The sequence below is a fragment of the Noviherbaspirillum soli genome, from assembly GCF_015352955.1.
Lineage (GTDB): Bacteria > Pseudomonadota > Gammaproteobacteria > Burkholderiales > Burkholderiaceae_D > Noviherbaspirillum_A > Noviherbaspirillum_A soli.
The window spans coordinates 89,748-115,137 of record NZ_JACYOX010000010.1; the positions used below are offsets into that span (position 1 = coordinate 89,748).

Annotated in this window: 26 protein-coding genes and 1 riboswitch; of the genes, 12 read left to right on the forward strand and 14 right to left on the reverse strand. The window is 68.0% G+C overall.

Features of this window, described 5'->3' with window-relative positions; all coding sequences use genetic code 11:
- Nucleotides 1-179: 179 nt before the first annotated feature.
- The 3 genes from IGW04_RS10190 to IGW04_RS10200 are packed head-to-tail and all read right to left on the reverse strand — an operon-like array spanning nucleotide 180 to nucleotide 4,993.
- On the reverse strand, nucleotides 180-1,664 hold the full coding sequence (locus IGW04_RS10190) for an efflux transporter outer membrane subunit (protein WP_194712963.1): 1,485 nt from the start codon (nucleotides 1,662-1,664) through the stop codon (nucleotides 180-182).
- On the reverse strand, nucleotides 1,657-3,756 hold the full coding sequence (locus tag IGW04_RS10195) for an ABC transporter permease (protein WP_194712964.1): 2,100 nt from the start codon (nucleotides 3,754-3,756) through the stop codon (nucleotides 1,657-1,659). Before IGW04_RS10195 ends, IGW04_RS10190 begins: the two co-directional genes overlap by 8 nt.
- Before the next feature lie 4 nt (nucleotides 3,757-3,760).
- Complete coding sequence (locus IGW04_RS10200) at nucleotides 3,761-4,993, reverse strand: efflux RND transporter periplasmic adaptor subunit (protein WP_228526978.1); 1,233 nt, start codon at nucleotides 4,991-4,993, stop codon at nucleotides 3,761-3,763.
- Nucleotides 4,994-5,458: 465 nt separating this feature from the next.
- On the opposite strand from IGW04_RS10200, the gene IGW04_RS10205 reads away from it, so the two are divergent.
- Nucleotides 5,459-6,106, forward strand: a complete 648-nt coding sequence (locus tag IGW04_RS10205; RefSeq protein ID WP_228526979.1) for an NADPH-dependent FMN reductase — start codon at nucleotides 5,459-5,461, stop codon at nucleotides 6,104-6,106.
- Between the two features lie 15 nt (nucleotides 6,107-6,121).
- Here IGW04_RS10205 and IGW04_RS26040 read toward each other — a convergent pair whose 3' ends face one another.
- The 9 genes from IGW04_RS26040 to cobT form a co-directional block, all read right to left on the reverse strand.
- Nucleotides 6,122-6,256, reverse strand: coding sequence for a hypothetical protein (locus IGW04_RS26040; RefSeq protein WP_267253690.1), 135 nt, complete (start codon nucleotides 6,254-6,256; stop codon nucleotides 6,122-6,124).
- A complete protein-coding gene (locus IGW04_RS10210) occupies nucleotides 6,253-7,059 on the reverse strand; it encodes an ABC transporter substrate-binding protein (RefSeq protein ID WP_194712965.1) in 807 nt (268 codons plus the stop codon). The genes IGW04_RS26040 and IGW04_RS10210 overlap by 4 nt, the downstream gene beginning before the upstream one ends.
- Nucleotides 7,056-8,339, reverse strand: a complete 1,284-nt coding sequence (locus IGW04_RS10215) for a cobalamin-binding protein (protein WP_323744840.1) — start codon at nucleotides 8,337-8,339, stop codon at nucleotides 7,056-7,058. The genes IGW04_RS10210 and IGW04_RS10215 overlap by 4 nt, the downstream gene beginning before the upstream one ends.
- Nucleotides 8,336-9,715 carry a cobyrinate a,c-diamide synthase gene (locus tag IGW04_RS10220; RefSeq protein ID WP_194712966.1) on the reverse strand — a complete coding sequence of 460 codons (1,380 nt, stop codon included), beginning with the start codon at nucleotides 9,713-9,715 and terminating at the stop codon, nucleotides 8,336-8,338. Before IGW04_RS10220 ends, IGW04_RS10215 begins: the two co-directional genes overlap by 4 nt.
- The gene (locus tag IGW04_RS10225) at nucleotides 9,708-10,493 is read right to left on the reverse strand and encodes an ABC transporter ATP-binding protein (protein WP_194712967.1); all 786 of its coding nucleotides are present in this window, start codon (nucleotides 10,491-10,493) and stop codon (nucleotides 9,708-9,710) included. The genes IGW04_RS10220 and IGW04_RS10225 overlap by 8 nt, the downstream gene beginning before the upstream one ends.
- Nucleotides 10,493-11,557 carry a FecCD family ABC transporter permease gene (locus IGW04_RS10230; RefSeq protein ID WP_194712968.1) on the reverse strand — a complete coding sequence of 355 codons (1,065 nt, stop codon included), beginning with the start codon at nucleotides 11,555-11,557 and terminating at the stop codon, nucleotides 10,493-10,495. The genes IGW04_RS10225 and IGW04_RS10230 overlap by 1 nt, the downstream gene beginning before the upstream one ends.
- Before the next feature lie 165 nt (nucleotides 11,558-11,722).
- Nucleotides 11,723-11,953, reverse strand: a riboswitch (cobalamin riboswitch).
- A gap of 56 nt (nucleotides 11,954-12,009) precedes the next feature.
- Entirely contained in the window at nucleotides 12,010-12,570 is a 561-nt protein-coding gene (locus IGW04_RS10235; protein WP_194712969.1) for a histidine phosphatase family protein, read from the reverse strand.
- A 4-nt stretch (nucleotides 12,571-12,574) separates the two neighbouring features.
- Complete coding sequence (locus IGW04_RS10240) at nucleotides 12,575-13,375, reverse strand: adenosylcobinamide-GDP ribazoletransferase (RefSeq protein WP_194712970.1); 801 nt, start codon at nucleotides 13,373-13,375, stop codon at nucleotides 12,575-12,577.
- Complete coding sequence (gene cobT, locus IGW04_RS10245) at nucleotides 13,372-14,412, reverse strand: nicotinate-nucleotide--dimethylbenzimidazole phosphoribosyltransferase (RefSeq protein WP_194712971.1); 1,041 nt, start codon at nucleotides 14,410-14,412, stop codon at nucleotides 13,372-13,374. Before cobT ends, IGW04_RS10240 begins: the two co-directional genes overlap by 4 nt.
- Before the next feature lie 353 nt (nucleotides 14,413-14,765).
- On the opposite strand from cobT, the gene IGW04_RS10250 reads away from it, so the two are divergent.
- Both IGW04_RS10250 and IGW04_RS10255 read left to right on the forward strand, forming a co-directional pair.
- A complete protein-coding gene (locus IGW04_RS10250) occupies nucleotides 14,766-15,140 on the forward strand; it encodes an alpha/beta fold hydrolase (RefSeq protein WP_194712972.1) in 375 nt (124 codons plus the stop codon).
- Nucleotides 15,141-15,151: 11 nt separating this feature from the next.
- Nucleotides 15,152-15,625 carry an alpha/beta fold hydrolase gene (locus tag IGW04_RS10255; protein WP_194712973.1) on the forward strand — a complete coding sequence of 158 codons (474 nt, stop codon included), beginning with the start codon at nucleotides 15,152-15,154 and terminating at the stop codon, nucleotides 15,623-15,625.
- A gap of 42 nt (nucleotides 15,626-15,667) precedes the next feature.
- On the opposite strand, the gene IGW04_RS10260 is transcribed toward IGW04_RS10255, so the two are convergent.
- Nucleotides 15,668-16,651: a Bug family tripartite tricarboxylate transporter substrate binding protein gene (locus IGW04_RS10260; RefSeq protein ID WP_194712974.1), complete on the reverse strand. Its 984-nt coding sequence runs from the start codon at nucleotides 16,649-16,651 to the stop codon at nucleotides 15,668-15,670.
- 160 nt (nucleotides 16,652-16,811) lie between these two features.
- Between IGW04_RS10260 and IGW04_RS10265 the strand changes: the two genes are divergently transcribed.
- The 3 genes from IGW04_RS10265 (at nucleotide 16,812) to IGW04_RS10275 (ending at nucleotide 18,874) form a co-directional block, all read left to right on the forward strand.
- On the forward strand, nucleotides 16,812-17,738 hold the full coding sequence (locus IGW04_RS10265) for a LysR family transcriptional regulator (RefSeq protein WP_194712975.1): 927 nt from the start codon (nucleotides 16,812-16,814) through the stop codon (nucleotides 17,736-17,738).
- 158 nt (nucleotides 17,739-17,896) lie between these two features.
- Nucleotides 17,897-18,418, forward strand: a complete 522-nt coding sequence (locus tag IGW04_RS10270; protein WP_194712976.1) for a hypothetical protein — start codon at nucleotides 17,897-17,899, stop codon at nucleotides 18,416-18,418.
- Between the two features lie 132 nt (nucleotides 18,419-18,550).
- Nucleotides 18,551-18,874, forward strand: a complete 324-nt coding sequence (locus IGW04_RS10275; protein ID WP_194712977.1) for a hypothetical protein — start codon at nucleotides 18,551-18,553, stop codon at nucleotides 18,872-18,874.
- 10 nt (nucleotides 18,875-18,884) lie between these two features.
- Here the strand turns inward: IGW04_RS10275 and IGW04_RS10280 are convergent, their stop codons facing one another.
- A complete protein-coding gene (locus IGW04_RS10280; protein ID WP_194712978.1) occupies nucleotides 18,885-20,120 on the reverse strand; it encodes a methyl-accepting chemotaxis protein in 1,236 nt (411 codons plus the stop codon).
- A 365-nt stretch (nucleotides 20,121-20,485) separates the two neighbouring features.
- Between IGW04_RS10280 and IGW04_RS10285 the strand changes: the two genes are divergently transcribed.
- The 6 genes from IGW04_RS10285 (at nucleotide 20,486) to IGW04_RS10310 (ending at nucleotide 24,817) form a co-directional block, all read left to right on the forward strand.
- The gene (locus tag IGW04_RS10285; protein ID WP_194712979.1) at nucleotides 20,486-20,644 is read left to right on the forward strand and encodes a hypothetical protein; all 159 of its coding nucleotides are present in this window, start codon (nucleotides 20,486-20,488) and stop codon (nucleotides 20,642-20,644) included.
- A gap of 74 nt (nucleotides 20,645-20,718) precedes the next feature.
- Nucleotides 20,719-21,381, forward strand: a complete 663-nt coding sequence (locus tag IGW04_RS10290; protein ID WP_194712980.1) for a TetR family transcriptional regulator — start codon at nucleotides 20,719-20,721, stop codon at nucleotides 21,379-21,381.
- A gap of 77 nt (nucleotides 21,382-21,458) precedes the next feature.
- A complete protein-coding gene (locus IGW04_RS10295) occupies nucleotides 21,459-22,211 on the forward strand; it encodes a molybdate ABC transporter substrate-binding protein (RefSeq protein ID WP_194712981.1) in 753 nt (250 codons plus the stop codon).
- 458 nt (nucleotides 22,212-22,669) lie between these two features.
- On the forward strand, nucleotides 22,670-23,047 hold the full coding sequence (locus IGW04_RS10300) for a DUF1622 domain-containing protein (RefSeq protein ID WP_228526980.1): 378 nt from the start codon (nucleotides 22,670-22,672) through the stop codon (nucleotides 23,045-23,047).
- The gene (locus IGW04_RS10305) at nucleotides 23,044-23,577 is read left to right on the forward strand and encodes an HPP family protein (RefSeq protein ID WP_228526981.1); all 534 of its coding nucleotides are present in this window, start codon (nucleotides 23,044-23,046) and stop codon (nucleotides 23,575-23,577) included. Before IGW04_RS10300 ends, IGW04_RS10305 begins: the two co-directional genes overlap by 4 nt.
- On the forward strand, nucleotides 23,570-24,817 hold the full coding sequence (locus IGW04_RS10310) for a cation:proton antiporter (protein WP_194712982.1): 1,248 nt from the start codon (nucleotides 23,570-23,572) through the stop codon (nucleotides 24,815-24,817). The genes IGW04_RS10305 and IGW04_RS10310 overlap by 8 nt, the downstream gene beginning before the upstream one ends.
- Nucleotides 24,818-25,390: the final 573 nt, after the last annotated feature.

Consider the following 25,390-nt stretch of genomic DNA (forward strand, 5'->3'; position numbering starts at 1 on the left):
CGATGGCATGGCGCCGTCGCCCAGGGTCGCTTCTTGGGCGACGTCAGCAAGGAATCGACCAATCGAAGAGGCTGGCTGGAGGCGCCATCTCCCGGGATTGCCTTTCACGCAGATCCATGCCGTTGCAGCTCACCCTTTGCCCTATCAAGTCCCGGCATGAATGCAGCGTTGGAGCGCCGTCAGCGCCCCCATCCGGGCGCCGTCGACATGGGTTCAGGCCTGGCGTCGGTCGGCCGCTCTCCCCCCATCGCGACGAAAAACTGCGCCGTGTCAGCGTAGCGCTGCCCGCTTGCGCGCGCCATTCCGAGACGCGACTCCAGGTAGAGCCGCTGCGCCGTCAGCAACTGCAGCAGGCTTGCCTGCCCCGCCTCATAGCTCTGTTGCGTCAGGCTGAGCGTGGCACGCGCAACCTGCAGCGCCCTGCCCTGCGTGGCCAGCAGGCTGCCGTCCTGCTCCAGCGCTTCCAGCCGGTCGGCCACCTGGCCGAATGCCTGCAGTACTGCCTGCGCATAGTTTTCCAGCGTCGCGGCATAAGCATGTATCGCGGCGTCGCGCTGCGCTGCCAGGGCATGGCCATTGAACAAGGGGGCCAGGAGATCCGCCGCGACGCTGACGGAGGAAGCGCCGCCGAACAGTCCGGCCGGGCTGCTGGCGGTCCTTGCCCACGATGCATTGAGCGTGATGTTCGGGTAAAGCTGCGCAGCGGCGACACCGATTGCCGCGTTCGCTGCGTGGAGAAGCGCTTCCGCGGCCCGCAGATCGGGCCGGCGCCGCACCAGGTCGGAAGGCAGCGATAGTGGCAGCTTGTCCGGCAAACGCAGCGTGCTGAAGTCGAACTCCGGCGGCGCCCATTCGCCGGAGGTCTTCCCCGCTAGCACTGCCAGCGCATGCCGCGCAATGCTGGCCTGCTGCAGCAAGGGCGCCAGCAGCGTTTGGTCGGCGGCAAGCTGGCTGCTGGCAGTCAGCACGTCGAGCTGGGCCGTTTTCCCGGCGCCGGTGGAAATGCGGACCAGTTCGAGATTTCGTTCGTCGACCGCGATGATGTCCCGCACCGCGGCAATCTGCTCCAGCGCCGATGCCAGCGCGATTGCCTGCAAAACGATATTGGCGACCAGGCTGAGCCGTGCGGCTTCCCACTGCGCCTGCTGATAGGCAAGCTGCGCCTGCGCCGACTCGATGCGCCGCCGCGTGCCGCCAGACAGATCGGGCAGGAAGCTGATTGCCGGCCCGCCGCTGTAGCGATTGCCAGCCGCGCCTCTTGCGCTTGCCGCCATGGTGCTGTGCTGCCCGCTGAGCGTGAACTCCACCACTGGATACATTGCCCCGCGCGCCGCGTCCAGGAGGCTGCGCGCCTGCTCCACCGTGGCGCGTGCGCTGTTGACAGTCGGACTGGCCTCCAGGGCGCTGGCGACCAGGTTGTCGAGCGCGGCAGATCCAAAGGCTTGCCACCATGAGGAAGGCATCGCGATATCGCTTCGTATCTGCTGCGCCGGCGCGTCGCCGGCCGTAATCTGGCGTTGATCGTCGGGCGTATAGCGCATCCGGGCCGGTGGCGCGGGCGCTTCGTAGTCCGGGCCGACGGCGCAGGCCGATAGCGCCAGCGTCGAGGCCAGGGCGGCGAGGACGCTGATGCGGGAGGCCCTGCATGCAATGCCTTCATTCATAACGCAGCGCCTCGATCGGATTCAGGCGGGCTGCCTTGCGCGCCGGATAGTAGCCGAAAAAGATACCGACCAGCACGGAAAACAGGAAGCCGCCCGCGATCGACGCCGGCGATATGAGCGTGGGCCAATTCGCCATCGTCGCAATCAGCATGGTTGCCGCAATGCCGGCAAGGATGCCAGCCAGGCCGCCGACCACGCTCATGAACACGGATTCGGCCAGGAACTGCAGCAGCACATGGATGCGGTGCGCACCAATGGCCATGCGCAGGCCTATCTCGCGGGTTCGCTCCGTGACCGAGACCAGCAGGATATTCATGATGCCGATGCCGCCGACCAGCAGCGATATCGACGCCACCATGGCCAGCAGCGCCGCCATGATCCTGCTGCTGCCTTCGGCCGCATCGGCAATCTGGCTCAGGTTGCGCACGTTGAAGTCCGGCGTGTCCCCCGGCCTGATATGGTGCCGCCGTGCCAGCAGCGCATTCACTTCGGCGATGGCGGCATCGAGCTGCGCGGCCCCCGCAGCCTGGACCTGGATCTGATTCACATAACCCGTCAGCCGCGGCTGCAGGCCGAACGGATTCGCCGCTTGCGGATACTGCGCATTGGCGACGGCGGAGGTGCTGGGCGTGGCCACGCCCAGCACCTTGCGCTCGGCGGTGCTGAACGGAATCATCACAACGTCGTCCTGGTCCTGGCCGAACGCGGTCTGTCCCTTTGCCGCATAAAGGCCAACCACGCGCAGCGGAATGCCGCGCACCAGGATGGTGGCGCCGACCGGGCTGACCGCGGGCCCGAACAATTGGCGCCGCACGGTCTCGCCGATCACGGCCACCAGCCGGGCCGATTGCTGGTCATCGTTTTCCAGCATCCTGCCTTCGGCGGCATGCCAGTTGGTGATGGGCGGATAGGAGGGGGTCACGCCCTGGATTGCCGTAGTCCAGTTCTGATCCCGAAACTGCACCTGGCCCGACTGGCGGATCAGGTAGCTGACCGCATGCACATTGCGGCTCTCGCGCAGGATTGCATCGGCATCGGCCACCGTCAGGGTCGACGCGCTGCCAAAGCCGCCGCGCACGCCGCCGCTCATGGCCGCGCCCGGCACCACCACGAACAGATTGGTGCCAAGGCTTTCTATCTGCTTGCGCACCGCCTCCTTGGCGCCCTGACCGATCGCAATCATCGTAATCAGTGCGGCCACCCCGATGAAGACCCCGAGCATGGTCAACGCCGAGCGCGTCTTGTTGCGCCCCAGGGCCTGCATCGCCGCCGACAGGATCATCATGGCGAATGCCCAATGCGAGGCAGCGCGTCCGGCCCGGCGCGCCGCCGCCTCTCCTTCGACGCCGGCCGGCGCCGCCGGCCGTTCATCAGCGGCGCCGCCTTCCGCCCCTGCCTTGCGCTGGTCGGATACGATCTCGCCATCGCGCATCGTGACGACGCGCCGGCAATAGCTGGCAATGTCCGGCTCGTGGGTCACCACGACCACGGTGACGCCCTCCTCCCGGTTGAGCCGCAACAGCGTCTGCATGATCTCGCGCGAGGTCTGCGTATCGAGGTTGCCGGTCGGTTCATCGGCCAGCAGCACGGCCGGCGCATTGATGAGCGCGCGCGCGATCGCTACCCGCTGCTGCTGCCCGCCGGATAATTGTGCCGGCGTGTTCTTTTCACGCGCCGCCAGGCCCAGCATGGCCAGCATCGCGCGTGCCCTGGAAGCACGCTCGGCGCCATCGGTCACCGAAGACCCGGCATAGAACAGCGGCAAGGCGACATTGTCGATGGCGCTGGTCCGCGCGAGCAGATTGAAGCTCTGGAACACGAAACCGAGTCGCTCGCTGCGTATCGTCGCCAGTTCCGGCTCCGTCAGGCGCGCCACATCGATGCCTTCGAATCGATAGCTGCCGCTGTCCGGCCGGTCCAGGCAGCCGAGTATGGCCATCAGCGTCGACTTGCCCGAGCCCGAGGAACCCATGATGGCCACGAACTCCCCGCGCTCTATCGTCAGGCTCACGCCGCGCAGCGCATGGACATAGACATCGCCGACATGGTAGATGCGGCTCGCATTCCTGACTTCGATGCAGGCGGTTTCCATCGCCTCACCTTGCCGGCGCAAACATGCCGGCTGCCGGCGGCCGGCCGCGAGCCGGCGCATTCGGGCGCTCGGACAGGATGACCTGCTGGCCCTCCTGCAATGCGCCGCCCAGCACCTGGCTGTACTGATCGTCATCCAGGCCCAACTGCAAAGGAACACGCTTCGGACGTCCATCAGCCAGCACCCAGACCGCGCCGGTGCGCGCCTCGCGCGCCTTGCCGCCCTCCTCGGCGTTCGCCGCATGCCGCGTGCCGCCACGACCGGCGCCGGCATCTGCGGCCAGCGATGGCGGCGCCGGCTTGAACCTCAGCGCCTGGTTCGGGACCCGCAGCGCATTGTCCACCCGGTTGGTGGTGATCCGCATCGACGCGGTCATGCCGGGCTTCAATGCCAGATCCGGATTGCTCACGGCCACCACGACGTCGTAGGTGACGACGTTTTGCACGGTCAGGGGCGCCTGCCTCACCTGCTGCACCTGGCCCCGGAACTGCCGGTCGGGATAGGACTCAACGGTGAAGGCGGCCTCATTGCCGACCCTGACCCTTCCGATATCGGACTCGCTGACGTTGGTGTCGACCTGCATCTCGGTCAGGTCGGCGGCGATCAGGAACAGCGTCGGCGTCTGAAAGCTGGCGGCGACGGTCTGGCCCTGGGTCACGTTGCGTGACACCACGGTGCCATCCACCGGCGAGGCAATGTCGGTATAGCCCAGATTGATGCGCGCCGCTTTCAGTTGGGCGGCGCGCTGCAACAGCGTCGCCTTGTCCAGCGCAAGCTGGGCTACGGCTTGCAGGTAGGCATTGACCGACGTATCGACCGTCTCCTGGGACACGATGCCGCGCCCGAGCAGGTTGACATTGCGGTCCCGGATCTGTTGCGCATAAGCCAGGTTCGCGCGGTCCTTGGCAACCTGCGCGCGTGCGGTCGCCAGCGCCGCGTCGGCCTGATCGACGAGGCTCTGGTAGGGGCGCGGGTCGATCTTGGCGCACAACTGGCCCGCCTTGACCCGGGTATTGAAATCGCAGGAAATGGTCTGGATCACGCCGGAAACATAGGTCCCGACCTGTACCGTGGTTACCGGATTGACCGTGCCGCTCGAAATCACGACCGGGGCAATCGTGCCGCGGTCGGCAGGCGCCGTCTCGTAGTGCGGCGTTGCCCTGTCCTTCCCGCGCAGCAGGTAGGCCGCACCGGCCGTGGCGACGATTGCGGCGATGACGACTGCGGCAATCCGCATGGACCTGGCGGCAGGCCTCGCAGAGCGACGCTGCGGGCTCTCCTCTATTGCCTGGGAGGATGCCGGAGTGCCGTCCATGGCATTGCCGTACTTGAAATCATCGATGCTCCGCGCGCTTCATCCCGAAACGATCCCTTGAAGCGTTCGACATGGCCGTCGTCGGTTGATTTTCCCGGCCGGCTGAAATCTGCCTGTGCCTGCCGATGACGAGCCTCCGGATTTAGCGCCAGCCGGCCAGTAGGCAGCCCTTGCCGATCCGGACCTCCCGGCGGCCGGGCGGGCGTTGCCTGCGACAGTGACGACCGTCGGTTTTGCGACAGTCCGCCGGCCAACTCCGATCCGGCCGGCCGGATCGGCAAAGGATGCGCAGACATTGCGCCGGCGCGTGCATCAGCGGAAGCCATCTGCAGTATGCTGCGACGCACAGCACGGGCGGGAAGCCCGGTCCATCACCGCAGACAAAGGATGACTACCATGACAACCACGGCGCCGAAGATATTGGCCTTCGCGGGCAGCGCCCGCAAGGCTTCCCTGAACAAGCGGCTGGTGCGGGTCGCTGCCGAAGGGGCGCGGCGCGCCGGGGCCGAGGTCATCGAGATCGACCTGCGCGACTTTCCGGCGCCCATCTACGACGGCGACCTGGAAGCCGAGCAGGGCCTTCCGCCCAAGGCGCGCGAGCTGCGGCAGCTGATGCTGGAGCACCAGGGCTTCCTGATTGCCAGTCCGGAATACAACGGCTCCATCCCGGCGCTGCTGAAGAACCTGATCGACTGGACTTCCCGCGCCGTCGACGGCCAGGACGGCCTGGCCCCGTACCGCAACAAGGTGGCGGTGCTGATGAGCGCATCGCCCGGCAGTTATGGCGGCCTGCGCGGCCTGGTGCATGTCAGGGCCATCCTCGGCAACATCGGCGTGATCGTGCTGCCCGAGCAGCTGGCGGTGGGCAAGGCGCACGAGGCCTTCAGCCTGGACGGCAGCATGCAGAACCCGAAGATGCAGCAATCGGTGGAGACCCTGGGCCGCACGCTGGCCACCACGCTGGCCAGGCTGCACGGCATCAACCTTTACGAGGAACCGGCAGAGCGCCGGCATGATCCGGGCCGGTTGCCGTAAAGCCGGTCCAGCACATCAGCGCATTAGCGCATCGCAGGCCTCGGACAGGCCCAACCGGCCATGCAGATAGGGCGGCGCCGCCGCCGCGGCGATTTCCCGGCGTCCGAGGTGCTGCCATGGACCATCAGGATGCGGAAAAGGAAAGCTCATGGCCGGCGCGGCGTGGCCGCATGCCACTGTTCCACCAGTTGGGCGAGCTGCGGCAGGCCGCGCCGGATGGCCGCCGGTCCGGGCGACAGGATGTCGGGCGACTTGATCTCGAACACCATGCCGTTGCGGATCGCCGGGATGGCTTCCCAGCCCGGCCGCGCGGCCAGCATTTCGGGCCGGAACTTTTTGCCGCACCAGGAGCCGATGATGATGTCCGGCGCGCGCCGCACCACCTCGGCCGGGTCGGCGATGATGCGCTGCCGGGCCTCGCGGTGCAGCGCCAGGTCGGCGAAGGCATCGGCCCCGCCGGCGATCGCTATCAGTTCGGACACCCAGCCTATGCCGCTGATCAGCGGCTCGTTCCATTCCTCGAAATACACCAGCGGCCGGGTCGGATGGCGTTTGGCCCGCGCCGCCACCAGCCCGATCTCGAGCTGCAGCGCGCCTGCCAGCTGCTCGCCCTGCATGCGCCGGTCCACCAGCGCCGCCAGCGTGCGCACCATCCGCAGGATGCCTTCCACGCTGCGCTGGGAAAACAAGTGGACCTCCACGCCGGCCGCGGCCAGCGCATGGCACAGCTCGGCCTGCAGGCTGGAATACGCGACCACCAGATCCGGCTGCACCGCCAGGATGCGGTCGATGCGGGCGCTGGAAAAGCCGCTGATCTTGGGTTTCTCGCGGCGCGCCTGCGGCGGATACACGCTGTAGCCGGAAATGCCCGCCACCAGATCCTGCGCGCCGATGGCGTACAGGGTTTCAACCGCCTCGGTCGACAGGCAGGCAATGCGGCGATAGTGGCTCATGGCTGCCGGCTCCGCTTGCCGCGCGCCTCGTCGAGGCGCTCGCACAATCCGGCGATGCCGTCCAGGATGCGCGGCCCGGCCCGCGCCAGCAGGTCGGCATCGACAGTAAACAGGTTGCCGCGCTGCGCGGCCAGCAGGGACGGATACTGCTTCCAGGCCTCCAGGCCGGCGTTGTCCTGTTCTTGCTGGCCAGGCCGATTGCCCGAAACAATGACCTCCGGGTTTTCCTTCAGCACCGCCTCCACCGTCACCATGGGCGCGGTCACCGGCAGCGACGCGAAGATGTTCTCGCCGCCGCAGAGGCGGATCGCGTCGCTGGCCGTGTGGCTGCCGTTCAGGGTATAGAGCGGCCGGTCCCAGACCTGGTAGAACACCTTCACCGGCGGCCGGCCGGCATACCGGGCTTCGATTGCGGCCCGCCTGCGGTCGAAGGCGTCGGCGGCGCGCCCGGCCGCGGCGTCGGTGCCGAGCAGCCGGCCCAGGCGCCGCACTGTCGCGCCGATGTCGGCGATGCGGTGCGGCTCGCTGACATAGACCGGTATGCCCAGCTTGCGCAGCGGCTCCAGCTGCCGGGCAGCGCCGCCGAAGGGCCAGACCACCAGCAGGTCGGGCTTCAGGGCAATCAGCCGCTCAAGGTCGATCTGGCGGTGGCTGCCGACCCGCGGCAGCGCCTTCGCTTCGGGCGGATAGTCGCTGTAGTCGACCACGCCCACCACCTTGCGTGCGCCGCCGGCCGCAAACAGCAGCTCGGTCACATGCGGCGCCAGCGACACCACCCGCTGGGCCGGCTTGTCCAGCGTGACCCTGTTGCCCTCGTCATCCTGCGCCGTGACGGCGGCGCCCGCCTGCAGGCCGTGCAGGCACAGCATGGCCAGCGCCAGCTTGATCCAGTCCTTCATCCTGTTTCCTTCCATGCCGGCAGCGCCGTTTCCGGCCGTTTCCGGCCGCTGCCATCCGGCCTCATCCGGCGGCAGGCCGCAGCGCATGCCGCCCGCGCCGCGGTTGAACAGGCGCACCCGGGTGCCGTGTCCGGCCATCGTACGCCAGAAAAGTTCGGCCCGTGCTTCAGGCCACCATTGGCAGGGCGCGCTGCCGGCTATGGCAATGCCCGCCTCGCGCAGGGCCGCCTGCAGCCGCCGCCCGGACAGCCCGAAAAACTTGCCGGTCGAGCGCGGCGCGGCCAGCCTTGGCTGGCAGAGCAGCCGCTTGGATAGCCACACCGTCAGGCGATCCGCCGGCACTATCCGCTGCGGCGCGTTCCACGCCAGGGCGCGGCTCATGCCGGCCCTCCCAGCAGCGCCGCCGCAGCCTGCGGGCAGGATGGGAAGTAGGCATGAAAATAGGAAGCTGTCAGGGAGCCGGCTCGATAAACCGCCTCGCCGCTGTCGCCCGACGGATGCCTGCGGGCATGGCCGGCGGCGGCGATGTCGCCTTCCAGCGTCGAATAGTGGAAGGCATGGCCGCGCAACTGGCCATGCGCGGTCTGCCAGCCCTGCAGGCCCAGCGCCGCCAGCCGCGCTTGCATGCGGGTGCGGGCCGGCAGCAGCCCGGCCATTGGCCACGGCTTGCCGTCCTTGTCGACCAGGCTCTCGCAGACCGCCATCAAGCCGCCGCATTCGGCCAGCATAGGCTTGCCCTGCGCATGCGCCCGGCGCAGCGATGCCTGCCATGCGGTGCCGGCGGCCAGCGCCGCGCCATGCAGTTCCGGATAGCCGCCCGGCAGCCAGATCGCGTCGGCGTCCTCCGGCGCGGGCTCGTCGGCCAGCGGCGAGAAGTACTGGATGTCTGCGCCCATCCCGCGCAGGCAGTCGAGGTTGGCCCGGTACAGGAAGGCAAAGGCGGCATCGCGCGCGACGGCGATCCGCTTGCCCTGAAGCAGCGGCGGCAGTATTTTGGGCGGCGCCTCCGGCAAGGACGCGGCCGGCAGCGCATCCCAGGCCGCATCGTCCAGTTGCAGCGCATCGGCCAGGCTGTCGAGCAGATCGTCGAGCGCATCGACTTCGCCCGGCAGCACCAGCCCGAGATGCCGCTCCGGCAATGATGCCGCCTGGCCCGGCAGGCTGGCCAGCAGCGGCATATTGCGCAAGGCCTGCGCCACCATGGCGGCATGGCCGCTGCCGGCGACGCGGTTGGCGATCACGCCCGCCATCCGCACCGGGCCATAGTCGCGCAGGCCGAGCACCACCGCGCCGGCGGTCTGCGCCATGGCCGACGCATCCAGCACCGCCAGCACCGGCACGTCGAAGGCGCGTGCCAGGTCGGCCGACGAGGGCGTGCCGTCATACAGGCCCATCACGCCTTCGATCAGGATCACGTCGGCCTCGCCGGCTGCCCGCGCCAGCATGGCGCGCGATGCCTCGGCGCCCACCATCCACAGGTCGAGGTTGTACACCGCCGAGCCGGCGGCGCGTTCCAGCATCGCGGGATCGATGAAGTCGGGGCCGGCCTTGAACACCCGCACCGCCAGGCCGCGCCGCGCCAGCAGGCGCGCCAGCGCGGCCGTGACCGTGGTCTTGCCCTGGCCGGACGCGGTGGCCGACACCAGCAGCGCCACCGCGCCGGCGCGCCGCGGCGCTGCCCTTCCATCGCCTGCCTGGCCACGGCCCTCCCGCCGGCCACGTCCTTCCTGCGCCGCATGTTCCGCGTTGTCATCCATGCCGTCTTCGCTCCTGGTGCCATGCAGGAAGGAAGATGCGGCGGCCGCCGTGCTCGACGACATCGATTGCCGCGCCCAGGCATTGCGACAGCAGCTGCGCCTGCATCATTTTCCCGGCCGGGCCGGCCCGCCATGCGCCGCCGCCCATCAGCAATAGCGCATGGCTGGCAACGCCATGCGCGAGATTGAGGTCATGGCTGACCATGACCACGGTCTTGCCGGCCTGGCCGCACAGCCGCGCAAGCAGGGCCATCATGTCGACCTGGTGCGACAGGTCGAGCGCGCTGGTCGGCTCGTCCAGCAGCAGCAGCGGCGCATCCTGCGCCAGCGCGGCCGCCATCGCCACCCGCTGCCGTTCGCCGCCCGAGAGGCTGCGCACGTCGCGCTGCGCCAACCCGGCCACGTCCATCTCGGCCAGCGCCCGCCTGGCGATCTCCTGGTCCCGTGCCGACTCCCAGTAGCCGCTGCCCTGCCACGGATGGCGCGAGGCCAGCACCACGTCGATGGCGCGGTAGCCGAAGGCGTCGTCGCGTCCCTGCGGCAGGTAGGCGCGCCGCATCGCCAGCTGCTGCGGCGGCCAGGCCTGCAGCGGCCGCCCGTCCAGGCTGGCGGCACCGGCGGCAAACGGATGCAGGCCGGCCAGCGCGCGCAGCAGCGTGCTCTTGCCGGCGCCGTTGCGGCCGATCACGCACCAGCATTCGCCGGGCCGGGCAGACAGGGTCAGCCGCTCCACCAGGGTGCGCTCGCCGATGCGCAGCGTCAGTTCATGCAGCTCCATCAGCGCTTCCTCATCTGGTGCAGTTGCAAAAGGAAGGCCGGCACGCCGATCAGCGCGGTGATCACGCCCACCGGCAACTGCTGCGGCGCCAGCACGGTGCGCGCCAGCATGTCGGCCACGGTCAGGAAGATGCCGCCCGCCAGCGCCGCCGCCGGCAGCAGCAGCCGGTGGTCCGGGCCGAGCGCGAAGCGGCAGGCATGCGGCACGATCAGGCCGACGAAGCCGATGCTGCCGGCGGTGCCGACCGCGCTGGCCGTCAGCAGCGCCGCGCAGAAGAATAGCGCGCGGCGCAGCGCGCCGACCTTCACGCCCAGCGTGGCGGCGGCCTGGGCATGCATCGCCAGGATGTTGACGGACCCGGCCAGCCGCGCCGCCAGCAGCAGCGCCAGCAGCAGCACCGCCCACGGCAGCAGCCGCGGCGATGTCGCAGACAGGTCGCCGATCAACCAGAACACCATGCCGCGCAGCCGGCCCTCGGGCGCGACCGACAGCATCAGCGTGACCAGCGCGCCGCAACCGGACGACACGATCACGCCGGTCAGCAGCAGGAACGGGCCGTTGCCGTCGGCTGCGCCATGCCGGAAGTCGCGCCGCGCCAGGGCGTACAGCAGCAGCGCCACCGTCACCGCGCCGCCGAAGGCCGCCAGGTCCACCATCCAGGCCGCCGGCAGCAGCAGCATCGCGGCCAGCGCGCCGACCGAGGCGCCGCCGGAGATGCCCAGCACATAGGGATCGGCCAGCGGATTGCGCAGCAGCGCCTGCATCATCACGCCGGCCAGCGCCAGCATCGCGCCGGTGACGAAGCCCGACAGCGCGCGCGAGAGCCGCAGCTCCAGCAGGCTGGCCGCCAGGCTGGCGCTGTCGCCGCCGGCCAGCCCGGCCAGCCCGGCCAGCGCGCGCAGCGCGCCCAGCAGCTCGGAAGCCGGCAGCGGGACGGAGCCCACCGCGCCGGCGAGCAGGATGCTGGCCACGGCGCAGGCAAGGAGCAGGCCCAGCACCAGCAGCGCGCGCCGGCGCCCGGCATGGGCCGGGGCGGCCCGCGACGGCGAGGGCAGCGAGCTCATCGGTGCAGCTCCAGGCCGCGTTCAATCAAGGCCATGGCGATCGGCCTGAAGCCGTCATGGGCCGGACCTGTTTGGATAGCAAGCATGAAATGGTCAATGGCGAATTTTCCGGCCTGCCTCCCCGCAAGCCGGATTACCAGGAAGGCCAGGGCCCGTTGCGGCTCTTGTCTTCCCCCTGTCCTGGCCGGTATCCGGGCTGACAAGGCGGACCGCCCTGCCTTCCCGCGCTTGTCGCACAGTGGCTTTCAGGACGGCCGTCGCATGCAGCATGCGACGCTTGCTTACCGTTGCGGGGGCAGCACACGTTGATCTCGCGACGTCGATCGCCGATTGCGTGTTTCCCGTTTGACTGCGGACATGGACATGTCCGCGGGCACCAGAACGGCGCTATTGTAATCGGCCGCTTGACAATCAACCAAACGAATTGACCAGGCGCGGTTTCGAAAAGGCAATCAGCACCCGGTTGCGCAGTCGGCAATCACCAGCTCGCCATAGGCGATCCGGTGCGGCGCGCTGGCCGCCGCGATGGCCATGCCAGCGGGGCTGTCATGTGCCGGCGCCGCCAGCAGCAGCCGGATCACGCCGGCATGGCAGACCAGCACTGCGTCCCGCCCATCGGTTTTTAGCCCGTCGTGGAAGGCTTTCACGCGCCGGGCGACGTCCAGCACCCGCTCGCCGCCGCCGGGCCGATAGGTCGTCATGCCGGCGGCCCAGGCATCCACCTCGCTGCGCGGGATGCTGTCCCAGGCCTGCATTTCCCAGGCGCCGAAGTCCATCTCCAGCAGCCTGGCGTCGTAGCGCACCGTGGTGCCCAGCGCGCCGGCGAGGAGCCCGGCCAGCGCCGCGCAGCGCGCGGCCGGGCTGGACCAGAGTACGGCATCGCGCGGCAGCCGCGGCGCCAGCGCGCTGGCCGCCTGCGCCGCACGTTCGACAGGCACCGCCAGGTCGCTGCGGCCATAGCAGATGCCAGTGGCGACCTCGGGTTGCGGATGGCGGATCAGGTAGAGCCGCATTGCCTCAGCGCCCGACCATGGCCAGCAGGCCAAGGTAGAACAGGACCTCGGCCACCTGCTGCACGGCGCCCAGGCAGTCGCCGGTATAGCCGCCCAGCCGGCGCAGGAACATGCGCGCCATCCATAGGGTGCCGCACAGCGCCAGCAGGCAGGCCAGCAGCGCGCCCTGCCAGGCCAGCAGGCCGGCCGCGCACAGCGCCAGCAGCGGCGCCGCGCCGGTGCACACGGCAATCGCGAATTCGCCATTGCTCATGCGGGTGGCCAGCGGCTTGGCCTTGCCTTCATGCCGGGCGTAGGCCATCAGCCGGATCAGCGAGCCCGACAGCAGGCGCGACAGCGGATGCGCGGCCAGCAGGCTGGCCGCGGCAGTCCATGCCGGCAGGCTGGCGAGCGCCGCGATCTTCAGCGCCAGCATCAGCATGATGCCGATCGCGCCGAAGGCGCCGACGCGCGAGTCCTTCATGATTTCCAGCGTGCGTTCGGCGGTGTAGCCGCCGCCCATGCCGTCGCAGACATCGGCGAAGCCATCCTCGTGAAAGGCGCCGGTGAGCAGGATGCCCAGCGCGGTCGACAGCAGCGCGGCCACCGCGGGCGGCCATAGCTGCGCCGCGGCGGCATGGGCGGTGGCGGTGGCCAGGCCGACGATCAGGCCCACCGCGGGGAAATAGCGCGCCGCATGATGCAGCCACTCGGGATCGAAGCCCACCCGCTGCGGTATCGGTATGCGGGTGAAGAACTGCAGGGCCACGAAGAACAGCCGCACCTGGTGCTTCAATGCCGGTGCCACGCCGGCCGGCCGGCTCATGCCCGGGCCGCCCTGTTGCTCACCGCGGCCGACTCGAAGGTCGACATCTCGCAGAGGAAGCCCGCTGCCGCCCGCACCAGCGGCAGCGCCAGCGCGGCGCCGCTGCCTTCGCCCAGCCGCATGCCCAGCTGCAGCAGCGGCCGGCCGCGCAGGTGCCGCAGCAGCTGCGCATGGCCATGCTCGCCCGAGCAGTGGGCAAACACGCAGTAGTCGAGCACGGCGGGCTGCAGGCGCGCCGCCACCAGCAGGGCGCTGCTGACGATGAAGCCGTCGACCAGCAGCACCATGCGCCGCTCTGCCGCCTTCAGCATTGCGCCGGCCATCATCGCGATCTCCAGGCCGCCGAAGGTAGCGAGCACATCCAGCGGCGCCGTCACGTCCCGGTGCAGCGCCACCGCGGCTTCGATCACGGCCGCCTTGCGGCGCACGCCGTCGGCGTCCAGGCCGGTGCCGGCGCCGACGCAGTCGGCCAGCGGCAGGCCGGTCAGCTTGTGCATCAGGGCCGCGGCCGAGGTGGTATTGCCGATGCCCATTTCGCCTAAGGCCAGCAGATTGCCTGGCAGCGCATCGGCCAGCGCCTGGCCATGCGCCAGCGCCGTCTCGCATTGGGCCGCGCTCATTGCCGGCTCGCGCGCGAAATTGCGGGTGCCGGGCGCGACCTTGCGGTCGGTCAGGCCGGCAAGCGCGCCGAACTGGTGGTTGACCCCGGCATCCACCACCTGCAGCGCGCAGCCGTTCTGGCGCGCGAACACGTTGATGGCCGCGCCGCCGCCGAGGAAGTTGGCCACCATCTGCGCCGTCACGCTCTGCGGATAGGGCGAGACGTTTTCCGCGACGATGCCATGGTCGGCGGCAAACACCAGCATCGCAGGCCTGTCGATGCGCGGCTGCACGGTGCGCTGGATCAGGCCCAGCTGCAGCGCCAGGTCTTCCAGCATGCCCAGGCTGCCGGGCGGCTTGGTCTTGGCGTCGATGGCGGCGGCAAGCCGGCTGGCCAGGGCGGCGTCGGCAATGGCATCTACTGTCGGGATGGGCATGAAGGAAGGGTCGGAAGAAAGCGTGGAGTGTAGAAGCGCCGGCGGGCAGCGTCAAATCAGGCGCGCGGGCGACGGCCAGAAGAGGGGCACGCCGCTGCGCTGATAGTGCCGGCAGCGCTTGCCGTAAGCGGCGGCCGGCCGCGCCTCTTCTGCACAAGGCATCCGGGCGACGCTGGCCCGGCAGCCGCGCTGGCTGCCGCTTGGCTGCAAGGCGTCAATGCACGCGTCGACAGGCGGCGTGGCAACGGGTTCCGGCGCCCGGCGCCAGCATGCGCCGGGGAGGACTGCCATCAACCCACCCGCCCCCGCCGTGCCCATAAAATGAGCCTTTAACCACAGCCATGGAAAGCCCGATGCCGCACGCCACCCGCATCCTGCGCCTGCCCGGCGACGGGCTGGAACTGCATGTCGAAGTCACCGGCGAGGGCAGCCCGGTGGTCCTGCTGCATGGCTTCCCGGAGAGCGGCCACTCGTGGCGCCACCAGGTCGGGCCGCTGGCCGAGGCCGGCTATGCGGCCTGGGTGCCCAACCTGCGCGGCTATCCGCCGTCTGCCGTGTCTGCGGGGCAGGAGGACTACCATCTGCGCCGGCTGGCCGCGGACGTGGCCGCCATCGTGCGGGCCAGCGGCCATGCGCGCGCCCATGTCGTTGGCCATGACTGGGGGGCATCATCGCATGGACATTTGCCGGCCTGTATCCGGCGCTGCTGGACAAGCTGGTCATCCTGAATGCGCCGCACATGGCGATCTATTCGGGCAGGGTCTGGCGCAGCAGCCAGCTGCTGCGCAGCCTGTATGCGGTGTTCTTCCAGCTGCCGCTGCTGCCGGAAGCGGCGATCTCGGCCATGGACTACCGCATGATGCGCGAGATGTTTGCCCGCCTGCCGCTGCAGAACGCCGCCTTCGGCCCCGAGGACATCCAGCGCTACGTGGATTGCCTGTCCCGGCCCGGCGCGCTCAAGGCCGCGCTCGACTACTACCGGGAAAACATGCGCAGCGACGGCATGGCGCTGGCGGCTTCGGTGCATACCGATGCCAGCACGCTGGTGATCTGGGGCGACCGCGATCCTGCTCTTGGGGTGTTCCTGCTCGAAGGCCTGCCGCGCTATGCGCCGAATGCGCGCATCCGACGCATCGGCAAGGCCAGCCACTGGGTGCAGAACGAGGCGCCGGCCGAGGTCAACCAGGCCCTTCTGCGGTTTCTGAAGCAATGATGCCGGCGGCGCGCTGGCACGCACAGCCGGCGAAGGAAAGGTTCAGTCGAGCTTGATCTGGGCGTCGGAAATGACCTTGCCCCATTGCGCGATCTCGGCCTTGAACCAGGCGCCGAACTCGTCCGGCGTATTGGTCTGGGGCTCGGCGCCCTGCCCGGCCATCTTCTCGCGCACGTCGGGCATCTTCACGATGCGGGCCATCTCGGCATTGAGCTTGTTGATGATGGGCTTGGGGGTGCCGGCCGGCGCCATCACGCCCTGCCAGCTGCCGGACACGAAGCCCGGCACGGTCTCGGCGATGGTGGGCACGTTCGGCAGTTGCGGCAGCCTCCTGGCGCTGGACACCGCCAGGAGGCGCAGCTTGCCGTCCTTCACATGCGGATAGGTGGCCACCATGCCATTCATGGTCACGTCGATCTGGCCGCCGACCAGGTCGGTGATGGCCTGGGCGCCGCCCTTGTACGGAATGTAGCCCCATTCGGCGCCGGTCTTCTGCGCAAACAACACGCCGGCCAGGTGGGCCGCGCTGCCGGTGCCGGCGGCCGCCGCGAAATTGACCTTGCCCTTCTGCGCCTTCGAATAGCTGACCAGTTCCTTCACCGACTGCACCGGCATGCCGGGATAGGTCACGAGCAGATGCGGCGAATAGGCCAGCAGCGTCACCGGCGCCAGGTTGGCGGTCGGGCTGAACGGCAGCTTGGGATAGAGCGTCGGGCTGATCGCCAGGTTGCCCACGTCCATCAGCAGCAGGGTGTAGCCGTCGGGCTCGGACTTGGCGACCAGGTCGGCGCCGATGTTGCCGTTGGCGCCGGCGCGGTTTTCCACCACCACCGGCTGGCCCCAGGCGTCGGTCAGCTTCTGGCCTACCATGCGCGCCAGCACGTCGGAGGTGCCGCCGGCCGGGAACGGCACCACGATGCGGATCGGCTTTTTCGGATAGCCGGCGGCGGCGTCCTGCGCGGTGGCGGCCGTGGTGGCCAGGAAGCCGGCACAGGCGGCGGCCAGCAACGCTGCGGTTTTCATCATCTTCGTCTCCAGTGGTCTTGCGGGCTTGCATCGGAATGGCCCGATGCAAGACGGTCTTTGTCTGCGGCCTGTCTGTGCAGCGCCTGTGGACCGATTATAGGCATCGCATCGATATTCGTCTAAGCTAGAAAATGGATCCATCCATGCGGGAATTGAATCGATGATTGAACTGTTCCAGATCAGGTGCTTCGCGGCGGTCGCCGAGGAACTGCATTTCGGCCGCGCCGCCGCCCGGCTGTTCATGACCCAGCCGCCGCTGAGCCGGCAGATACAGATGCTGGAGCAGGCACTGGGCGTGCAATTGCTGGAGCGCTCCAGCCGCAGCGTGCGCCTGACGCCGGCCGGCCAGGCGTTCTACCGCGACAGCACCGCCGTGCTGGCCATGACCAGCCAGGCGGCAGACACCGCGCGCCGCATTGCCAGCGGCGATGCCGGCCGGGTGGTGCTGGGCTACACCGCGGTTGCCGGCTATGCGCTGATACCGGAACTGGTGGCGGCGCTGCAGAAGCGCTTCCCGGCGGTTGACATCGTGCTGCGGGAAATGGTGTCGTCCGACCAGCAGCAGGCGCTGTCCTCGCACGGCATCGACCTCGCCTTCCTGCGCCCGCTGATCTCCGGCGAGGCTTTCGGCTATGCGCTGGCGTCGAAAGAGCCGCTGCTGCTGGCGATTCCGGCCAGCCATGCGCTGGCCGCCAGGCCGCGCCCGGCGCTCAAGGACCTGGCGGGACAGGACTTCATCATGTACGACCCGGTGGAGGGAAGCTACTTCCACCAGAAGATCGCCAGCCTGTTCGCCGCCTCCGGCGTCGCGCCGCGCTATGTGCAGCAGATCGCGCAGACCCACACGATACTGGGCCTGGTGCGCGCCGGCATCGGCATGGCCATCGTGCCGGCATCGGCCCAGTCGCTGCGACTGGAGAACATCGTCTACCGGCCGTTGTGGCGTAGGGATGCGGTGGCCGAACTCTACATGGCATGGCCGCTGGCGCATCGCAATCCGGCGCTGGATGCGGTCAGGGACTTCGCGCTCGGCTGCCTGGCCGGCCAGGGCGGCATCGCCGCGCCGCGGCTTCCGCCCGCACGCTGAATCATTGACTGCCGGCAAAGGTTCTGGCCGCGCCGGCGCCTTCCCGTGATTTCACGCATGGCTGGTGTGCGCGCAGCCAGAACCATGGGCTTGGCACAGGACTCGAATTTTCAATGGATGACGCCATATGCCATCCCATCTTCCCGATGAAACAAACCATGCAAAAACTGACCGCGAAACTGTTGTTGACCCTTGTTGCATGCACCCTGGTCGTGCCGGAGTCGTATGCGAAGCGCCTGGGCGGCGGCCGCTCGGTGGGCCGCCAGTCCCAGGTGGCGCGGCAGCGTGCCGCGCCACCGCCGCCACTGGCCAGGCCGCGCCCGGCGCCCCCGGTAACGCCTCCTGTCGCGCAGCCGCGCGCGGTGCGGCCTCCTTATGTCGGACCGGCGCCGGCGCAGGTGCAGCGGCGCCCGGGCAGCTCGCTGGGCGGCATGTTCGGCGGCGCGTTGCTGGGCCTGGGCCTGGGCTCCGTGCTTGGCTCCAGCCATGCACAGGCACAGGCCGCGGCCGAGCAGGAAGCGGCGCTGCAGGAGGCTGCACGGCAGGAAAGCGCAAGGCTGGAGGCGGAGAAGCGGCAACAGGAAGAGGCGACTGGCGCAAGCGCTCAGGGCGCCACGTCCGCCGGCGCCGGCGAAACGCCGGCCGCGCCGGCGGCACCATCCGCATCCGGCAACTGGTGATTGGTGATTGGTGATTGGTGATTGGTGATTGGTGATTGGTGATTGGTGATTGGCAGGCCGTACAGACCCAGCCTGCCGCAGGCCAGGCTTCACGCCAGCCTGCAGCGGGCATCAGCGGATCGGAGGACCAGCATGCGACACAATGCACGCCCGTTGTTCTGCATCGCAGCCATCGCGCTGCTTTCCGGATGCGTCACCCGCACGGTGGAGATAAGGCCGGTCGCTCCCGTGGTGGAGTCGCGCGCCGCGCCGGTGGTTTCGCGCGGCGCCATGGCTGCGCCGCCAGTGGCGCCGTCCCTGCCCCAATTGAGCGGCGCCAGCGCCGTGTCGCGTCAGCAGAGTTCGGGCGGGGCCGACGAAGCGGCAACACCGCCTGGCGTGCAGGTCGAGGCCGTCATCCCGGGCGTGTATTCCGGCCGCTCGCTGTCGTTCGAAAGGGACGCAGCGACGAAGTAGCAGGTATTGCTCAGGCCGGCAGCAGTTGCGGCGCCCGGCCCATCTGCAGGGCCTGCATGCCGGCAGCGGCCGGCTCTTCCGCCTCCAGCCTGAAGGCGCCAACCACGCTTGCCAGCACGGCCGCCTGCTGCTGCAGCGCCGCCGCGGAAGAATTGGCCCGCTCCACCAGCGCGGCATTCTGCTGCGTCACCTGGTCCATCTGCGCAATGGCTGCATTGACCTGCTCGATCTCGGCAGTCTGCTCGCTGCTGGCTGCGCTGATGTCGGCCAGGATCTCGCTCACGGTACGGGTGCTGGCAACGATCTCGTTGATGGTCTGGCCTGCATGCTGGACGCGGTTGCCGCCTTCCTTCACCTGACCGACCGACGCTTCGATCAGCACCTTGATTTCCTTGGCGGCGCTGGCCGAGCGCTGCGCCAGGCTACGCACCTCGCTGGCCACCACCGCGAAGCCGCGGCCGTTCTCGCCGGCACGCGCCGCTTCCACGGCCGCGTTCAGCGCTAGGATATTGGTCTGGAACGCGATGCCATCGATCACGCCGATGATGTCGACAATCTTCTTCGACGATGCGCTGATGGCTTCCATGGTGCCGGCCAAGTCGGCCACCGCGTTGCCGCCCCTGGCCGCCAGACCCGAGGTGGACGTCGCCAGCGCATGCGCCTCGTGTGCGCCGTCGGCATTGCGCTTCACCCGGCTAGTCAGTTCCTGCATGCTGGCCGCGGTCTGCTGCAGCGAGCTGGCCTGCTCCTCGGTGCGGGAAGACAGCTCCAGGTTGCCCGACGCGATCTGGTCGGATGCCAGCATGATGGCGTCGCTGGTGTCGCGAATCTCGGTAACGACGTCGGTCAGCTTGTCTTCCATCGCGCCCAGGCCGCGCAGCAGGCGGCCGAAGTCGCCGCCGCGGTCGCTGTCAAATTCCTGGCTGAGGTCGCCCGAGGTCACGGTGTCGGCAATCAGCACGGCCTGTTCCAGCGGCTGCGCGGTGCTCCACCTGAGCCACAGCGCGCCACCCACCCCGGCGGCCACCGCCAGCAGGCCGGCGGCCAGCATCAGCATGCGCGCCGATGCCACGTCCGCAGCAAGCGCGGCGGTCTTGTTCGCGGCAACAATGGCTTCCAGCTTCGATGGATCGCCCAGTTCGCCCAGTTGCAGGGCGCCGGCGGCGATGCCGCACAGGCTCAGGGCGAGGACCGTAGTAAAGCTGATGCCGATACGCGTGCCGATCTTCAGATCGTCGAGTGCCATTGTGTCTCCTGTATTGAATGATTTCTGTTGCGCCTGCCTGATTCTGGGCATGCCAGATTAGCTTTTTGCAATAAGTTGTCTGGCGGAAATACATTATTTCACAAAATCGTTCATCGCTTCCTGATTCTCCGGAAATAAACCCGGTTACAGCCGCTAGCGGTGGCCATGAGACGAGGAAGGCCTGGCAGGGCCGGTGCGGCCGAAGCGCGTTGCGTCTCAAGCAGTCCGAGCGAAGGCGGGCTGTCGCTGACGGACCCTGTCGATCTTTGCCATCGCTGCCCAATCGGTGGCGAACCCGTCGTGAGCGCTACTGCTCGGCTGCCCGAGAAGCGAGATCGTGCCTGGGACGGACGGAAACCCCTGCCATGATGGCCTATTATCCAGACAGTGAATTACACCGTGAAAACTCCACATGCATGTACAAGCCATCACCAGGTTTTCCTCCAGCTGCAGCAAGCCATTTTTTCCTGGCCACGCCCGGAAAACATGACCGTCAAGATTTTATTAACCATTTGGTTAATTGAAACCCTTTCCAGCCGGCACGCCAGCGGGTATCCTTGCCGCTTTCACCATCGTTTCAACCAGGCAGCCAAGGCCAATGAGCGATCCCATTCCTGAAGACACGGCCGATGCGCCTGCCGGCTTGACCGCCCGCAACGCGGCGCGCACCCGCCAGGCCATCATCGACGCGGCCACCGGTGAATTCGCCGCCCTCGGGCTGGGCGGCGCCCGCATCGACGCCATCGCGGCGCGCGCAGGCCTGAACAAGCGCCTGCTCTACTACTACTTCGGCAACAAGGAAGCGCTGTTCCAGGCGGTGCTGGAGCGCGCCTATCAAAACATCCGCAGCGCCGAGCGCGAACTGCGGCTCGACGAAATCGACCCGGTCGAGGCGATACGGCGGCTGGTGTCCTTCACCTGGCATTACTACGTCAAACATCCGGAATTCCTCACGCTGCTCAACAGCGAGAACCTGCACCAGGCCGCGCACCTGAAGAACTCGGCGCAGATACAGGCAATGAATTCGCCGCTGATCCAGAGCCTGGACCAGTTGCTGGAACGCGGCCGCGCCGCCGGCCTGTTCCGCGGCGGCGTCGATCCGCTGCAGCTGTATATCTCGATTGCGGCGCTGTCCTTCTTTTATCTGTCGAACCGGCATACGCTGTCGGTGGTGTTCGGGCGCGACCTGCAAAGCCCGAAGGCCGAGGCCCAGCGGCTGTCGCACATGACCGAACTGGTGCTGGGTTACGTTCTGCGCTGAATAACAATACGACTGATCAAGGGAGAAACAACGTGCCAACCATTTTCTCAGGCAAGCAATGCAGCCGGAGCCGGACTGTGATCGCCGCATTGCTCCTGCTGGTCACGACGCTGGCCGCCTGGCTGCCGGCCGCCGCGGCGGACATGCGCCTTTATGCAGCGGCCGGCGTGAAGGCGCCGCTGGAGCAGGTTGCGCGCGACTTCGAAGCGGCCACCGGCCATCGCGTCACGCTGCTGTTCGATACCGCAGGCGCCGCGGAGCAGCGTTTCCTCGCTGACCCGGCGGCAACATTTCTCGTGACCACCCAGGCCAGGCTGCAGGCGGCCGAGAAGGACGGGCGGCTGCGTAATGGCATGACCAGCGTGATCGGCGCCACCGTCGGCGGCCTGGCCGCGCCGCCCGACGGCCCGGGGCCCGCGATCGCCACGTCCGAGCAGTTGCGCGCCGCGCTGCTTGCCGCGCCGCGCATCGCCTTTTCCGACCCGGCGCGCGGCGCCACCGTGGGCAAGCATTTCCTGATGGTGATCGAGGAACTCGGCATACGCGAGCAGGTGCTGCAGAAGGCCACGCTGGCCAGGGACGGCGTCGAGACCATGCACCTGGTCCTGGAAGGAAAGGCCGACCTCGGCGTGACCCAGATCAGCGAAATCGTCCAGGCCGATCCGCGGGCATTGCTGGGCCCGTTCCCGGACCGGTTCGACCTGGCCACCACCTATGCGTTGTGGCTGAGCGCGGATGCCGCGCCCGAGGCCAGGGCATTCGCCGCGCTCGTCACCAGCGCCGCCGAGCGTGCGCGGCTGCGCGCGCATGGCCTGCGCCCGCCCGAATAGCACGGCCGGCGTCTCCATGCGATGCACAGCACCGGTGCGGGCCGCGCTGAATTCAGCCCGCTCGAATTCAAGAAACGCTATGCCGGTCAGGTGTTCTGGTGACGCAGGCAAGGCCGGCGAGCCCGGCGCCGTACACGGAGAGGTCCAGGCAAAACACGCCTGCGTCCCAACGCCCTGCTGAAAGCATCCGTTACGCTTCCTGCACAAAAGACCAGCCGCAATGGCGGCATGCCATATCGCGAGCGCCACGGTAGCCGCCGCGCCCTTGAACCTGATTTGCTGCCTTGCGCCCGCTCAACGCGTCGGCTCATGGCAATCGGCGCACCGCACTCTCCCTGGGCGCCGTACGATTGCGCGCAAAGTGTCCTCGCCGATGTCGGATTAGCCTGACCGCGGCACACATCGCCGTAAGCGCCGCTTCATCCGGCCTGCATGCATTGATCGGGGAGGAACCAGCTTTGTTCGCTCAAGTCGAGGAAACCGTACAGTCCAGCGTTGAATGGCTGCGCCTGATGGTGGAAACCCTGGGCGCCATCGTGATTGCCGTCGGCGTGGTGGTTGCCGTGATCGGGCTGCTGCGCCAGATGCGCAATGCGCAGTCGGCCGGCTTTGGCGCGGTGAGGCTGTCGTTTGCCCGCTACCTGACGCTGGCGCTGGAACTTCAGCTGGCGGCCGACATTTTATCGACGTCCGTGGCGCCGACCTGGGAGCGTATCGGCAAGCTGGCGGCGATCGCCATCATCCGTACCGCGCTGAACTATTTCCTGAGCAAGGAAATGGAACAGGAAAGCAAAATGACCAGGCCGGCGGAAGCCAGGCCAAACATCCCGCCATGAGCGCGCGCCGCAAGCGCGTCGGCCTGAAGGGCGAACTGCTGCCGGCTTTCATGCCGATGGCGACCGTGGTGCTGGCGCTGGTCGCAGCGCCGAGCAATCAACGGCTGCTGTTTGCGTCGCTGGCCTCCAGCGCCTTTTTGATCTATCTCGGTCCGGAACATGCGGTCAATCAGGTCGGGACGCTGCTGCTGGCGCAGATCGGTTCGGCCGTGATTGGCCTTGTCTGCTGGCAGTGGCTGGGGCCGGGCTATCTGTCCGGCGGCCTTGGCATGGTGCGTGCCACCGGCCTGATGATCTTCAGCGATGCCATGCATCCGCCAGCGGTCTCCAGCGCACTAAGTTTTGGCCCGAGGTCGGGCGATGCCGGCAACCTGCTGCTATGTTGCTGGCGGTCGGCATTACGGCGCTGCTGGTGGTCGTGCAGCGCATGGCGCTGTGGACCCTGCGCCGGGTCAGCCGCCACGACAAGGCCTGCGGCCATGCGCATCCTGTCTGGCGCACCGGGAACAACAAGGGAGCTGCATGCTTGATATCGCCGCGATTTTTCTGACGCTCACCGCCGTACTGGCCTATCTGAACCGCAGGTTCATCGGCTTTCCCGCCACCATCGGCGTGATGATCATTGCACTCGCGCTGTCGCTGGTCACGATCGGCCTGGATGCGCTGGGCTTTGGCGTATTGCGCGACTTCGAGGAATCGCTGCTGCACAGGGTGGACTTCTCGGACCTGCTGATGGAAGGCATGCTGTCGCTGCTGCTGTTCGCCGGCGCCCTGCACGTGGACCTTAGCGAACTGCGGGCCTACCGCTGGCAGATCGGCCTGCTGGCCATCATCGGCACCATGGCCTCCACGCTCGTCGTTGGCCTGCTGCTGTGGCTTGGCCTGTCCTACACGCCGCTGGCAATGCCGCTGACGTATTGCCTGCTATTCGGCGCGCTGATCTCGCCGACCGACCCGATCGCCGTGATGGGCATACTCAAGTCCGCCGGGGCGCCAAAGAACGTGGAGCTGGTGATTGCGGGCGAATCCCTGTTCAACGACGGCGTCGGCGTGGTGCTGTTCTCCCTGCTGCTGTCAGTGGTTCACAGCGGCAAGGTTCCCGGCTTCGCGGAAGGCGCGCTGCTGCTGCTGGAGGAAGCCGGCGGCGGCATCGTGCTGGGACTGGTCATCGGCTATGCCACCTATCGCATGCTCAAGAGCATCGACAGCTACCAGGAAGAAGTCCTGATCACGCTGGCGGCGGTGATCGGCGGCTATGCCCTGGCCAGCACGCTGCATGTGTCGGGACCGCTGGCGATGGTGGTAATAGGCCTTATCATCGGCAACCATGGCAGGGCGCTGGCCATGTCGGAACAAACCCGCCGCCACGTCGACATGTTCTGGGAATTGATCGACGAAATCCTGAACGCGGTGCTGTTCGTGCTGATCGGGCTGGAAATCATCGTGATCACCAGTGCGCATGGCTTGCTGACGGCCGGCCTGATTGCCATCGGTGTCACGCTGCTGGCCCGCGTGCTGACCGTGGGCCTGCCGATCCGCCTGCTGCGCTTCATGTTCCGTCTGCCCGCAGGCGCCTGGAAAGTGCTGACATGGGGCGGCCTGCGCGGCGGCATTTCAGTGGCGCTGGCACTCTCGCTCCCGGCGGGGCCGCAGCGGGACATCATCGTCGCGCTGACCTACATGGTGGTGGTGTTCTCGATCCTGGTACAGGGCCTGACGATCGGCAAGGTAGTGCGAAGCAGCATTGAGTGCGCATCGCCGCCGCATTAGGGCATGCAGCGCAAGTCGCTTGTCGATACCAATGTGGCCTGCAAGGGCGGCACGCCGGCCTGGAACGATCTGCTGGGACACGTCGCGCTTTAGTCCAGGAACGTGCTGTTGCTGCTACTGTGGCTGTGCTTGTGACTGTTGCTGTTGAGGTGGCCGTTGCAGTTGCTGTTGAAGTGGCCGTTGCAGTTGCAGTGAAGTCCCGTTGAGCGCGCCGTGTCAGCGGTGCCCGGAGCGGGAAAAGGTGCGGCGTCTGTCTGAGCCAAGCGCAGCTTGGCGAGTTTAGCCGCGCCCCGCTCCGGGCACCGCTGGCACGGGCACCCCGCGCAGCGGGGCGCGATCACCGGGTCGCCTTTTTTTGGTTACTTTTTTTTGGCGAAGCAAAAAAAGTGACCCGGCCGCCGGGACGGACTCCCGGCTTGTCTCCACGGCAGTGCAACCGCCTTGCGTCACCCGGCAAGACACGGGCAGCACCGGCGCTTTGGCTTTGGCTTTGGCTTCGGCTTCGGAAAACAGGTAAATGCAAAGCCTTTGCTTGATCGACCAACGGCGGAATGCCCCTTCAGGGTATTCCGC